Annotated in this window: 16 protein-coding genes; 1 reads left to right on the plus strand and 15 read right to left on the minus strand. The window is 42.8% G+C overall.

Translation table 11 applies throughout. The annotated features are described in order from the left end of the window. Nucleotides 1-14 precede the first annotated feature (14 nt). Nucleotides 15-383 (plus strand): MliC family protein, encoded by a 369-nt coding sequence (locus tag DRB05_RS08550; protein ID WP_128726564.1) that lies wholly within the window; start codon nt 15-17, stop codon nt 381-383. Between the two features lie 54 nt (nt 384-437). Here DRB05_RS08550 and DRB05_RS08555 read toward each other — a convergent pair whose 3' ends face one another. The 15 genes from DRB05_RS08555 to DRB05_RS08625 all read right to left on the minus strand — a co-directional run bounded on the left by DRB05_RS08555 (nt 438) and on the right by DRB05_RS08625 (nt 13,384). After that, nucleotides 438-866, minus strand: coding sequence for a hypothetical protein (locus tag DRB05_RS08555; RefSeq protein WP_128726565.1), 429 nt, complete (start codon nt 864-866; stop codon nt 438-440). Nucleotides 867-967: 101 nt separating this feature from the next. Continuing rightward, nucleotides 968-1,879, minus strand: coding sequence for a protein translocase subunit SecF (secF, locus tag DRB05_RS08560; protein WP_128726566.1), 912 nt, complete (start codon nt 1,877-1,879; stop codon nt 968-970). A 1-nt stretch (nt 1,880) separates the two neighbouring features. After that, complete coding sequence (gene secD / locus DRB05_RS08565; protein WP_128726567.1) at nt 1,881-3,713, minus strand: protein translocase subunit SecD; 1,833 nt, start codon at nt 3,711-3,713, stop codon at nt 1,881-1,883. Nucleotides 3,714-3,829: 116 nt separating this feature from the next. Then, a complete protein-coding gene (locus DRB05_RS08570; protein ID WP_128726568.1) occupies nt 3,830-4,306 on the minus strand; it encodes a hypothetical protein in 477 nt (158 codons plus the stop codon). A 144-nt stretch (nt 4,307-4,450) separates the two neighbouring features. Then, complete coding sequence (locus DRB05_RS08575) at nt 4,451-4,726, minus strand: HU family DNA-binding protein (RefSeq protein WP_088532597.1); 276 nt, start codon at nt 4,724-4,726, stop codon at nt 4,451-4,453. A gap of 154 nt (nt 4,727-4,880) precedes the next feature. Beyond that, nucleotides 4,881-5,405 carry a DUF2878 domain-containing protein gene (locus DRB05_RS08580; RefSeq protein ID WP_128726569.1) on the minus strand — a complete coding sequence of 175 codons (525 nt, stop codon included), beginning with the start codon at nt 5,403-5,405 and terminating at the stop codon, nt 4,881-4,883. Beyond that, on the minus strand, nt 5,377-6,639 hold the full coding sequence (locus tag DRB05_RS08585) for a cyclopropane-fatty-acyl-phospholipid synthase family protein (RefSeq protein WP_128726570.1): 1,263 nt from the start codon (nt 6,637-6,639) through the stop codon (nt 5,377-5,379). Before DRB05_RS08585 ends, DRB05_RS08580 begins: the two co-directional genes overlap by 29 nt. Nucleotide 6,640: 1 nt before the next feature. After that, a complete protein-coding gene (locus DRB05_RS08590) occupies nt 6,641-7,372 on the minus strand; it encodes a DUF1365 domain-containing protein (RefSeq protein WP_128726571.1) in 732 nt (243 codons plus the stop codon). Then, nucleotides 7,369-8,622 carry an FAD-dependent oxidoreductase gene (locus tag DRB05_RS08595; protein ID WP_128726572.1) on the minus strand — a complete coding sequence of 418 codons (1,254 nt, stop codon included), beginning with the start codon at nt 8,620-8,622 and terminating at the stop codon, nt 7,369-7,371. The genes DRB05_RS08590 and DRB05_RS08595 overlap by 4 nt, the downstream gene beginning before the upstream one ends. After that, complete coding sequence (locus DRB05_RS08600) at nt 8,615-9,331, minus strand: SDR family NAD(P)-dependent oxidoreductase (RefSeq protein ID WP_128726573.1); 717 nt, start codon at nt 9,329-9,331, stop codon at nt 8,615-8,617. Before DRB05_RS08600 ends, DRB05_RS08595 begins: the two co-directional genes overlap by 8 nt. Continuing rightward, entirely contained in the window at nt 9,328-9,753 is a 426-nt protein-coding gene (locus DRB05_RS08605) for a nuclear transport factor 2 family protein (protein WP_128726574.1), read from the minus strand. Before DRB05_RS08605 ends, DRB05_RS08600 begins: the two co-directional genes overlap by 4 nt. Before the next feature lie 6 nt (nt 9,754-9,759). Continuing rightward, nucleotides 9,760-11,139, minus strand: a complete 1,380-nt coding sequence (gene phrB / locus DRB05_RS08610; RefSeq protein ID WP_128726575.1) for a deoxyribodipyrimidine photo-lyase — start codon at nt 11,137-11,139, stop codon at nt 9,760-9,762. 2 nt (nt 11,140-11,141) lie between these two features. Next, complete coding sequence (locus tag DRB05_RS08615; RefSeq protein WP_128726576.1) at nt 11,142-12,101, minus strand: DUF523 and DUF1722 domain-containing protein; 960 nt, start codon at nt 12,099-12,101, stop codon at nt 11,142-11,144. Between the two features lie 15 nt (nt 12,102-12,116). Continuing rightward, on the minus strand, nt 12,117-12,767 hold the full coding sequence (locus DRB05_RS08620) for a ChrR family anti-sigma-E factor (RefSeq protein WP_128726577.1): 651 nt from the start codon (nt 12,765-12,767) through the stop codon (nt 12,117-12,119). Then, nucleotides 12,764-13,384 (minus strand): sigma-70 family RNA polymerase sigma factor, encoded by a 621-nt coding sequence (locus DRB05_RS08625; protein WP_128726578.1) that lies wholly within the window; start codon nt 13,382-13,384, stop codon nt 12,764-12,766. Before DRB05_RS08625 ends, DRB05_RS08620 begins: the two co-directional genes overlap by 4 nt. Between the last annotated feature and the right edge of the window lie 60 nt (nt 13,385-13,444).

Genomic DNA, 13,444 nt, shown 5'->3' on the forward strand with positions numbered 1-13,444 from the left:
GTCGGAGTCTGTTTATGAAATCTCAAATTGCCTTTGCTATTTTAATTACCACTGCTCTCAGTGCATGTGGCGAGGACATATCAAATCGTAAAATTGAGCTGAGTGAAACACTTAGTCGCTACCAATGCGATAATAATTCGGTGATAAAGGTTGACTACAACGATAGAAATGAGGCAATTGTCCATTTTAACGAACAAGTGGTTAAATTGAAGGTTGCTCGTTCAGCCAGCGGGGCAAAATATCAAGGTGATGGGTTTGTGTGGTGGACAAAAAATAACGAAGGTATGTTGCTTAGACAAGAACAAGATAAAAACAACCGCATCATCGCGCGTTGCGAGATGCGGCCTAATGAAGCCTTGACAGTGAAGGCGCAATCAAACTGATTATAAATGCTCGTCCCAGTAGGTAACGTCACTTATATATAAAATTAGGATGTCTTATACCGACAACTTTTCAGGTGTAGCTAAAGTACTTTTTACAAACTCAATGGCAGCGCCTACATCAGCAAATAAAACTTGATCTAATGGCTCTGGCATACCTATTTCTTTGCGCATTTTTTCAATCTGGCTTTTCGCAATTGCCGACTTCAACACATACGCAGCACTAACACAGCCCAACTGCAAACAGCGCTTTGCTGTGTTTACCAGTAACTTATAGGCTTCTGGTGTCGCAGCTATGGCCTTTTCTGAATAACTCACGTAACCCCATGTCGAGGCGTGGATCTCAGCTCGACATTGCTCTAGCGCCCTAGAAAAATAATGGATCATAGACTCATTAATGTTTCCTTCGAAACAGGCAAAGAGGATATTTTGCTCGGTCCAGAGGGTTACTTTCCCGCACCGAGTTTGATAACTATATTTTGACATTAATCCTTATCCGGCTCCTTTCGAAGTGCGAATTATACATCAGTACGATAAGGTTAAAAAAGAGCAATTGCTACTTTTTTAACCTAAATTGTATCTAAAACTTATGGCTCAGCGAGCTGCCGTTTTGCTGCCTCAGATTCTTCTTTCAGGTAGTTATTAAACGACAACCCTAGAAACTGTGGCAAAGTTGCACTGACAGCCAAAGAAGACAGAGTTCCAATGAGAATGCCGCAACATAACGCCATGGCAAAGCTATTAAGCCCAGCACCGCCTAGCGACCATATCGCTAACACAGTAGTAAGCGTTGTCAAAGAGGTGATCAACGTGCGGCTCATTGAGTCCTTTATCGCTTGGTCTATGGTCTTGCCTACGGGACTGGTCTTCCACTGCTCTTCAAACAGCAACTCCCTAACCCTATCACCAATGACAATCGAATCGTTGAGTGAATAACCAATAATCGCTAGCAGCGCTGCAAGCACAGTTAAGTCAAACTCTACTTGCGTTATTGCAAACAAGCCAAGCGTTACAATCACATCATGGAAAAGCGCGATACTTGCGGAGACGGCCAAGCGCCACTCAAATCTAAACGCCAAGTAAATCAATACACTAAGTAATGCGAATATGCCTGCAAGGCCACCTTGTTCGATTAACTCATTACCCACCTGCGCACCAAGATAACTGGCATCTAATACGCTTGCTTGCCATTGTGTTTCAAGTCCTTCTATCCACTGTTTGACGTGTGTTTCATCGGTGGACTGAGGGGTTTGGAAAACTCGCCAGCTACCATCGTTTTGTAGAGAGATTCGCGCATTTTGAACACCAAGCTCAGCTAGCTTGTTTTGCATTTCTGTTTGGCTCTTTTGCTTGGGTAAGTCGATAACCGTAACGTAACCGCCGGTAAAGTCTTGGCCTAATATAATGCCTTTTTGGGTGATGGCTATGAGACTTGCAAGGACAAGTAACAACCCTGAAATTAGCCCGACGAATCTTGCCTTTTGCGTTTTACTTGTCATTTTACTTTACGCCTTTACGTGATTTTGAATAAAGAGATTCTGATAACATACCGGAGACAACCACACCGGCGAAAATACTGGTTACTATGCCCAGCGCCAAAGTGATCGCGAACCCTTTTACTGGTCCATAACCGATACCAAGCAGGATCAGAGCGGTTATCATCGTGGTTAAGTTAGCATCGATAATACTCGACATGGCTTGTTGATAACCTTGCTTTAATGCAGTAACCATCCCAATGCCTTTACGCCTTAATTCGCGAACTCGCTCGAAAATAATCACATTGGTGTCTACGGCCATACCAATAGTCAAAACTAGGCCCGCAATGCCAGGTAAGGTAAGCACAACACCAGGAAGCAGCGACATTAATCCAATCAGGCAGACTAGGTTTACCAATAATGAGGTAATGGCTACTGCGCCTAGCTTGCGATACCACACTGCCATAAACAGTAAAGTTAGGCTTAACCCTAATGCCAATGCTTTAAAGCCACTTTCAATATTTTTTTCACCTAATGAAGGACCAATGGTTTGCTCTTTAACTATGGTGATTGGTGCGTCAAGAGAACCCGCCCGCAACAATAATGCTAACTCCTGCGCGTGTTCCATTGACTGCATATTGGTAATACTAAATCGAGTATTTAATACTTGTTGAATAGTGGCGACTGAAATCACTTCTGTGTTGCGCTTAATCTCTCCTTTCGTATCCGCGTAATATTCACTGAATACAGTGGCCATTGGTTTACCAACATTGTTTCTAGAAAATCGATTTATCTTTTCACCACCTTGAGAGGATAAGAATAGCTGCACTAAAGGCTTTCCATATTCGTCTCTTCCTGCTGTTGCAGACTCAATTTCATCACCGCCAAAAATAGCAACTGGGTCGATAGAAACCAAAGCGCCAGATTTATCCTTTAATTTTTGACCTCCCACTTCCTGTAATGCATGAAATGAAAGCTTTGCTGTTGCTCCGATAATACGCTTGGCTTGTTCCGGGTCTTGCACGCCAGGCAATTCAATTCGTATATAATTAGTGCCTTGACGTTGAGTAACCGCTTCTGTGATCCCGAGCTCCTCAATACGTGAACGTAAAGTAGACAGCGCTTGGGTCATTAACTGCTTATCGAACTCTACTTTTTTCGTTTCTGCAAAGCGGAAGTTAACTTTCGTTAAAGTGCCCTGTTTATGAGTTGTACTGGTAAACTGTGGATAAAGATCGCGCAGTGTCGCCGTAAGCGCAACTAGTTCGTTTTGTCCTTGCGCTTTTGCGATGACCTCAACCTGCTCACCACTGATAACTTGAGGAATAGATAGGTTCCGGTAACGATTTTTGATCCGTAAGCTATTGGCCTCATCTGCGAGTGACTGCAATTTATTTTCGGCCGCTTGTTCTGTGTCAACCTTGAGTACGAACAAGACGCCGCCGTCCAAGTCGAGTCCGAGCTTGATAGGTTTGAGTCCAGTACTTTCTAACCACTGTGGCATCGTTGAAGCACTAATTACCTTAACACTTAGCTTAGAGTGAGACTCTGCCATATACGCACGCGCCTCAGCGGTTAGCGTGCGGTTTTCAAGTTCAACTAAATAGCCACCTTGATGAGACTCGATTTGCTTGACTTTGAATCCCTCTCCTTCTAGCTGAGATTTAAGCTCAGGCAGCGACAGCGCCACAACCTCGTTACTACTTGCTTGAATTTGAATCAAATTCTTATTGGGATACAAGTTTGGTAGTGCACAAAGGATCAACAGGAACACAATAAGCGCTGTGAAAAAGCGTTTTGCACGCGCTGCGGTACCACGAGAGGTTGATATCCTCGCTGGTGAATTTATATCTTTCATATTTTTCTCATTATCTATCTGAGCGATACCTTTTTGCTAACGAATAGTGGTTATACAGACGTTAGAGTGGGTATCAAAAACTACTATTTGGGTGCTTTATTGGTAGTAGATAATGATTAAGAGGCGAAGCTTAGGCTGCCTTTGAAGGTTAGGTTTGCCGGTTTACAGTTATCGATAAAGCCATTATTTGGCCGAGTATCACACATATACCAAGGCATGGGCTTAGGTCTATTGGTGTCATAGACAGAGGCCGGTACATATTTTTCTGCTGCGAGTTCAAATACAAGCGCATACTCGGCTTGTTGTTTAGGATGTAGAAAATAACTAGGGTGGCTAGTACGCTCGCGTTCCGGCAATAAGCCCTTTTCGTGATGCGTAGTTTCACCACTGAGCTTAATTGGGGTCGCAGGACGAGGTTTACTTGGTAACTGATTGAAGTCAGCGAGGCCCTTATGAGCGATGTTTTCGAAGCTCGTTATATGAGTATCAGAAGTATGGGATAAGTTATCATCAGGCGTCCCTGTCGCGCACGCAGCAGCTACCCATGATAACATGAGTAATGACATAACGGCGAAAAGGTTAGAACGCTTCATGAAAACTGACTAAACAACTTATTAGATAAAAACTGTAGATTGGGGCGATGGTAGCAAATTCAAGATAGGGGTATCAATTATAATGAATATGATAGGCATAAAAAAACCTCCGACTTGGGAGGTTTTTCTCGTCCAGCGAGTGGATTAAGGATTTACTTGGTCTTTTAGGCCTTTACCTGCTTTGAACGAAGGAATGTTCGCAGCTGGGATTTGGATTTCAGCGCCAGTTTGTGGGTTACGACCAGTACGCGCAGCGCGCTCTTTTACTGTGAATGTGCCAAAACCAACTAAAGCAACAGAACCGCCATCTTTTAGTGTGTTAGTTACTGCGCCAGTAAACGCTTCTAAAGCACGAGTTGCCGCTGCTTTTGAAATCTCTGCGTCTGCCGCCATCTTTTCAACTAGTTGAGCTTTATTCATTATTAGATTCCTATAACTTTATAATTTGCCTAAGCAAAACCTATGTTTATGCATTTTGCGTTTATGTGCAACCCCCAAATTGCGAAATTCGCCGAAATATTTATTATTTTATTGCGTTTCGCCTCGAATCCTGTGGGTTTGTAATCAAACGCTATCAATTTGCTGGCAACTGCGCAAGCTTTGTACCCCATAAAATGCGATTAAAACTCACTATCAAGTAGAATCCCACACTCCACAGCGCGCCAAAAACTGGCCAAAAAACGTACCAAGGCATTGATATAGAAATGACGCCAAAGTTAGCTGCTCCAAGATAGCTTGGTGGCGCGCAAACCAAAAATATCACGAATAATATCGGCGCCTTGAGAGCTAATAGTTTGGAAAGTGCATTATTTATTGTCAGTACCAATGCAATCCACAAAACCCAAAGCCAAAGCGGAACTAATTCACTACCTTGATAATTGATAAGCTGGGTTTTGACCGCAATCAGTTCAATGCCCACTCCTATGGCAGAGCCTACGAGCGCAAGCACCAAGTTGAGCCGTTTATTTTGGTGCCCTGCGAGCATGACGAGACAGCCAACCAACATCAACCAAAGCGCGTCTGCTCGAAAAAATAATGCAGCAAACCAAATACTTTGGAAGAGTAGTGCGTTAGTAATCCAATGTTTGAGTACAGACATGTGACTGATATCTTGGTTTTCTGGCGACTAAATGTACTGCACTGGTTGCTCTTTGTTTAAACGCCCCTTCGCAGTAGCATAAATAAAATTGCCAAAGGCGATAAAATCGCTCATCGAAACGTTTACCATCAAGTGAAGGCCATGCTTTTTCAAACCGAACACGCCAATCGTATAGCGTTCTGGCGTAGTGCAGACCGATATCATGGAGTTCGTGGACAACCATATCTGTGGAATTTACGATTTGTTTACTCATTTCACTCACGGAAGGAAGACAACCGCCGGGGAAAATGTACTGCTGAATGAAATCCGATTGCTTAAGGTAGTGCTGATAACGTTGACAAGCTATAGTAATAGCTTGAATAAGCATTGCGCCTGTAGGCTTTAATAAGCCGTTACATTTAGCAAAAAAGCCCGATAAATACGCGTGTCCAACTGCTTCAATCATTTCAATTGATACCAGCTTGTCATACTGGCCGTCCAATTCGCGATAATCTTTTTTTAGTAGCGTGATGTACTGCTGCAACCCTTCTTTTTCAACCAATGCTTTTACGTACGCATGCTGCTCTTCTGAAATAGTTGTCGTGGTTATATGGCAGCCGTAGTTTTTCGCAGCATAAACCGCAAATGCCCCCCACCCTGTGCCAATTTCAACAACTTTGTCAGTTGACTGAAGATCCAACCGCTCACAGATTGCTGCTAACTTATGTTGCTGCGCTTCTTCAAGCGATGCCTCCTTTGAGGGATACACTGCACTAGAATAAAGCATTTCTTCACTTAAAAACGATTCATATAGGTCGTTACCAAGGTCGTAGTGGGCGACAATGTTACGCTTTGATCCTTGTTTTGAGTTTTTGTTTTTAAGATGCTTTATCTTATTCACAATGCCGGAGAAAAATGCAAACTTATTTTCAAAGGCATCCAGCTGAGCTTGGTTTAGGACGAAGATCTCAATCAGTTTGGTTAAATCTGAACAACTCCAGTGACCAAGAATGTAAGATTCCCCCGCTCCAACACTGCCGCCAAGTGCAAATAGCTTATACATTTGCGCTGAATGAACATGAATATCAACGCTTAGGCTTGTTTCTGGGTCACCAAAACAGTATTTTTGGTCGCCTTCGACAAGTACCACTTTTCCGGTTTCTAAAGTATTCAACGCGCCAAAGACGAGTTTTTTATACAATCTATCAAACGTAGAAAGCGAAATTGATGAGGATATTATCGTGGTATTTTCCATCTTATACTCTTCCGGGATGCCCAACAAAAGGCACTTTTTTTAAGAACAACTTCAACGCTTGCCAATAAATACCTTTAGCTATGCTCCATGTCATTGCAGGAAACCGCTTGAGCAATTGATTAATATTTGCTTCATTGAGTTCCTGCTTTTTGAGCGTCATCGTGGCATCAAATAGCAACTCGTCACCTTTTCTATTTTCAATATGAATTAGTGTCTTGCTACCAGGTGGCTTCACTTTCCAATGGTAGTGCATATCCAAATTCATAAAAGGTGATACGTGAAATTCTTTTTTAAAGTTCACATCTTTATTTAATTCAACTAAATAAAAATGACGCTCATTCCAAGGCGTGTTACTTACCTCGGCAAGCATATGACTAAAACCAGAGCCCTTTTCGTCTTCAAAAAAGTAGAAATTAACTGGACTGAAATAAAAGCCTAAACAGCGTATTTGCGCCATTAAATATACTTTTATTTGTGAAGAAACGGGCTTTCCTAGTGCATTTGACTTGGCACGTGCGCGCTCAACTAAGCTTTCCCCTTCTGTGATAATATAGTCAGCTTGGTTAAACTTAAGCAGTTTTAAACCAGATGTACCAAACTTTGGTGAAACGCTATTGAGTGCGTCAATTTCACTTAAATCTAGCCACATCATATACATGGGATAGGAAAATACGTGATTGGCATGGGCAAACCGCCGATGCCTGACTTTGCCCACCAGTATTGCACTATTCAAAATGAGATACCCAATTGCTCAGCCACATCTACTGCACTTCTCACACCATCTTCATGAAAACCGTTGAACCAGTATGCACCACAAAAATAACTATGGTGTTTACCATCAATATCAGCTTTACGTTTTTGAGCCGCAATGCTGGTGGTATTGAAAACCGGATGATGATAAACAAAACGGCGGATCACTTTGTCTTCAGCTATCCCTTCATCATGATTTAACGTGACGCAGTATTGATGTTTAGCGTCAAACCCTTGCAGTATGTTCATTTGATAGGTGACAACAGCGGCTCTGTCCGTCGCTTCGTTTAATAAATAGTTCCAACTGGCCCACGCCAGCGGACGTTTTGGCAATAACCGAGTGTCAGTGTGTAGCACTACAGAGTTTGCAGTATAAGGGATGGCACCAAGTATCGCTTGTTCATCACTCGATGGGGTATTTAGTAATGCTAAAGCCTGATCGCTATGACACGCAAAGACGACTTTATCGAAGTACTCATTACTACCATCTTTGAAGATGATGGTCACACCAGCCTCATCACGAACCACTGTTTCGATGTCAGCATTAAGCACAATATTGTCTTTAAATTCTGCCACCAATGGTTGAATGTATTCCCTGGAACCACCTGGGATAACATACCATTGAGGGCGATTGGTGATGTCCAAGAGCCCATGGTTGAAGAAAAACTGGACAAAGAACTTAGCTTCAAAGTCGAGCATTTCTTTGATACTAGTTGACCAAATCGCGGCACCCATAGGCAAGATGTAATGCAATTTAAAAAATTCATTAAAGTGGTGCTTCTCTAGAAGTTTGCCGAGCGTTTCAACACCTTCATAATCGTCTTTTTCATACAGTGACTTACAGAGACCATTAAAACGTACAATATCCTTTAGCAATCGCCAGAAAGTTGGTCTCAATAGGTTACGCTTTTGCGCAAATAATGTGCGGAGTGAGTGGCCATTGTACTCAAATTTGGATTGACTGTTGTGAACGCTAAAGCTCATTTCAGTTTCTTGACGACTAATACCGATCTCAGCCAGTAGTTTTTCAAATTTTGGATAGGTTCTGTCGTTAAATACGATAAAGCCAGTATCAATCGCGAGTTTTTCGCCTTGGTGTTCAACATCAATAGTTGCCGTATGACCGCCAATATAATCATTTTTTTCAAACACTTTTACGTCATGTTGACGACTTAAAAGGTATGCTGCAGTCATACCTGAAATACCGCTTCCAATTATTGCAATCTTAGCCACGAGCTATCCTTTTTGCGAGAGGTAACCACAGCGAAAATGGTAGTAACCTGAAAAATTTTAAAAATAGGGTAAATCTTTTCGGAAAATGTATTTCTTTTTTGCGTTTCTCTATTCCTTTACTGATGTAGTCAACGGCGTCATCGACGCTTACAATAAATGGCATCGGAAAATCGTTTTTGTCGGTTAGTGGCGTTTCTACAAAGCCCGGATGAACTAAGGTTACGTCTATTTTTTTTAATGTCGCGGTCAGAGTGCGGGCTAAATAACTCACAGCCGCTTTTGACGCGCCATACGCTTCAGCACGAGGTAAAGGTAAAAAGGCACTACTGGAACTTACGATACAAAGTTGCCCGCCAACTTTCATTTTTGGGAGTAATACGTCTAGGCAGTGTCCAATTGAGATGACGTTGATATTCATTACTCGTTCGAACAAATGGCCGTCGAATTGATTAGGATTATCAATATACTCGCAACCACCTGCGTTGAGGATCACTAGATCCAAGCCGTCAATGTCTTCAAGGTTGTGCTCCAACTCATCGCGATTTGTTAGATCAAATGCCCTGCCCTTCGTCCCTACGGTATTTTCTAATTCATTTAAAACTTCCGTATTGCGACCACAGACAGTTACATGATGAGACTGCTTCGCATAGTATTCAGCAAGGCCTTTGCCTATACCTGATGTTGCGCCGGTAATTAAAATATTACTCATGCCGTGATCCTTTTGTCTAAAAGCCGAATAACCCCCCCAAGCAGGGGAATTTGGCGATATAGCATTTGCGCACTGTCGAAATAATCCCGATGCTGCGACACTTTGTCACCGATAAAATTCAGACGACTATGACCATCGACTTTGATATCCTTGCCACCATTTAGCTTGCGGTGTTGGTATGTCATAGTCCAGTAAATGAAGCTAATGTCATCAACTTCATAACTGTTGGTAACAAGAAACTCTATATCGGAGACGTTCTCATATAACCCCTGAAAATAGCTTGTTAGCGCGTCAAGCCCTTGAATTTTATGAAAAGGGTCTACAAAGCTGATGTCCTCGGTGTAGATTGAAGCCAATTTACCAAGGCTGTGCCTGTCTATTTCATTATAAATTGCCGCGAATCGCTGCGTTCTGTGATCCATACCTATTTAAACCTTAAATGCGTCAAGTGCTCTCGCCCTTGCCTCTTTATGTTCAACCAGCGGTTCTGCATAATCGTCGTTTCCGCCAAATGCAGCTAGATAGTCATGAGGAAAGTGTATATGCTTCGCTGGAACATTTTTCAATTCAGGCACATATGTACGGATAAAGGAACCATCGGGATCAAACTTTTCGCTCTGCGTGATGGGATTAAAAATACGAAAATAAGGCTGTGCGTCACAACCTGTGCTCGCAGCCCACTGCCAGCCACCATTATTACTGGCAAGGTCACCATCTATTAATTTAGACATAAAATAGGCTTCGCCTTCACGCCAATCGATGAGCAGATGTTTAGTTAAAAAACTAGCAACAATCATGCGTAGTCGATTGTGCATCCAGCCGGTTTTATTGAGCTGACGCATTGCTGCATCGACGATTGGGTAGCCGGTCTGACCATTGCACCAAAGCTCAAATGCCTGATTATCGTCCCGCCATCTAATCGCGTTGTATTTATCATTGAAATTGAAGCCCTTGCATAAACGCGGATAAGCGACAATGAGATGACGATAAAACTCACGCCAGATGAGTTCGTTTACCCAACAAAACTCTGGCTTACTTGGGTTTTCAAGCACTTCAGGGTAGTGAAGTTGGATCTGCGCGATGAGCTGCTTGGGCGATATAATGCCTAATGCCAAATAGGGGCTAAGTCCCGAGGTTCCTTTGATTGCTGGAAAATCACGGTCATCTTGGTAGTCTGCTAGCTTGTTCTTAATAAAGCGATTTACTATCGTCACAATAGCATTATCATCGGCTGGCCATTTTTCTGACTCATTGGTTATTTGGAAGAAAGCCGGCTTTTTGAAATTTGCATCGTGTTGTTTGTCCAATGGCCAGCTAGGGAAGTGAAATTGCTGCCCCACGAAAAGTTTTAACCATGCTTTTTTAAATGGAGTAAACACCTTGAACATCTCACCAGACCCTGTAAGCACAGAGCCAGGTTTGGCAACGAGATCACCGTCGAATAACTTCAACGTAATCACAGTTGCACACGCTTCGTCGCGCGCCACTTCATTTACTTCGTACTCTTTATTTGCATACAAGCAATCAATGCCGTTATCGTCACAAACCGTTTGTAGCTGCTCCGGTAGCTCAGCAAAAGTAGTGGCTTCAATTATATGTAAAGTAATGCCAAATTCGCTAAGCTGATTGCCAAGTTCAAGCAGCCTGCGCTCAAGTAGGTCGAGCTGAATACTTGCAACCCTGTGTGATTGCCACTGAGATTTGCAATAAAAAAAAAGCGCATCACGTGCGCCCTCATTCACGGCTTCAATCAAAGCCTCGTTGCCGTAAACCCTGAGATCACGGCGAAACCAAAAAGCTGTTTTCATTATTAAATTCCGAATCTTAAGCGCAGTTCATTGGGGTATGGGTCAAAGTACACTTGGCTTTGCAGATATTCTTTGGGGTGCACAGTAAGGTGATGTTTGAGCAAGGTCAACGGCACATACAAAGGTACGATACCTTTGCGATACTGCTCTATTGCACCACACATTTCCTGCTTTTCGATGCTTGAAAGCTCGTTCTTGAAGTACCCCTGCAGATGCGTTAGCGTGTTTGCTTGGTTTTTACGATTGGCGGGCTTGCTCAGAGCAGACATTAAACCGCTTATATACTTGTGTTTCAGTACCTCTCTATCAAATTGCTTGCCATCGCCAAGTAAACGGCCTAAGTCTTTGTAAGCTTGGTAGTTATGGCTCATCAGCAGATACTTATGTTTAGCATGAAAATTCGTTAATTCATGTAAGCCAATACTTTCAGATTGGGTCAATTCCTGCCAACTTTTATAGACGAAAACCCGCATCACGAAGTTTTCTCTGAGGTGCATGTCGTTAAGCCTGCCATTTTCCTCACAGGGTAAAAGCGGATTGTGTTTCATGATCTGCTCAGCAAAAATACCAATCCCTTCGGATGTATTTCCTGTTCCAGCCTCGTTATATACCTTGACACGCTCCATTCCGCAGCTTGGGCTTTTAGCGCAAAATATAAACCCGGAAAGGCTTTGTGTTTGAGACGTCGCAACCTTTTCACCAAATTCTTTGAGCTTTGGTGCTACGTCTTCTTTACCATCGGGACGGCTAACTTTAATAATGTCCCCGACACGGATCTGCCTGATGGTTGGTCGTGGAATTGGCATGCCTATCGCGACTTCTGGGCAAAAGCGCGTGTATTCGACATGTTCAGCGAACTCATCCATACAAAAGTTTGAACGCTTATGACCAGAGTCAAAGCGAACTTTGTCTCCGGCCAAACAAGCGCTAATACCAATTTTTATTGGTGATGAAAACTTCATTTCGCAACTATTCCTTTAATAAATTAACTTACCAATTGGGTTTAACAATTTGCTTAAGCCTTTGTTAAAGTGTAGTGCACTACTCACTACAGTAAAGCACAAGCACCCATCTTTCGTCCGCGGAGAATGGTTGTGTTTACCATCTTGCCAAATAAAGTCGCCCGGTACATATTCCCCCGCTTCATCCGCAAAATCGCCGTCAAGTAGCAAGGTAATCTCAAAGCCTGTATGGGTATGCTCAGGGATGTCACCTTCAGCGCCAATTTGGAGAAGGCTCGAACGTAGGTCCCCGTCTTCTAACAATAACCGAGAGCGGGCAATTTTGCCTACACCTGAAAATTTGGTGCGGTCGATATTCGCAATAGCACGAGGTAACTGAACATCTCTACCTTGATAGTGAAATGTTGGCTGAATATATTCTTTAACTTCGTCGATTTCATTATCCACAGTTATAGCTTGCATAATTGCTTCAAAATCGCAGCTTAATGTAGAGTCGCTTTTTCCTCCAAGCTGAATACTCGCTTCTTGCGCTTCAAGTTGTTGAGTTTTTTTCCGGCAACAAGGACACATTTCGACATGAGCTGCAATTGCAACACTGATGCTTGCGGGCAAATTGCCTTCAACAAATTGGCTTAATAATGAGTCGTTCGGGTGATGCTTAATCATGCTTGATCTCCCATTTCTGCGCGAAGTTTTTGTAAAGCGAGACGTAAACGTGATTTCACTGTCCCTACAGGTATATTAAGATGCTCAGCCAATTGCTCTTGAGACATTTCTTGAAAATACACGCCTTTTACTATGTCTCGTTGTGCTGGCGGCAACTTATTAATATATTTCTGGATTTGCGCCGTTTGCAAGTGATCTTGAAAACCGTCATCGTCAGCCTGAGAGTGTTGAATTATCGGCCATATATCTTCACTGATGTGTTCTTCTTTATTACTTTTCATCTTACGCAAAGCATCGAATGACGCGTTACGCATTACAGTATAGATCCACGTTGTGGCTGCACCTTTATCATGATGATATAGGTGGGCTTTACGCCATACTGACGTCATCGTGTCTTGCACGAGTTCCATCGCTTGGGCGTCGTTACCAAATTGTTTTACGCCAAAGCGCCTAATTTTTGGCGCAAAGTACTCGAACAAGAATGCAAAGGCTTTGCGATCTCGTTTTTCTGCAACCTTAACCAAGGCGTCTGATAACGCTTGAGATGGAGTTTCTTGCACTGCTTTGCGAGTTCCTGACTGAACGTTGCAATCTGTAGATTGCTGTTGGCCTAACATAGCTCACCTTCCAATTTATAATTATAAGCCTTGATACGTAGGTCAAGTTGGAACAGATCA

The organism is Pseudoalteromonas sp. A757 (assembly GCF_004103285.1).
GTDB classification, from domain to species: domain Bacteria; phylum Pseudomonadota; class Gammaproteobacteria; order Enterobacterales; family Alteromonadaceae; genus Pseudoalteromonas; species Pseudoalteromonas galatheae.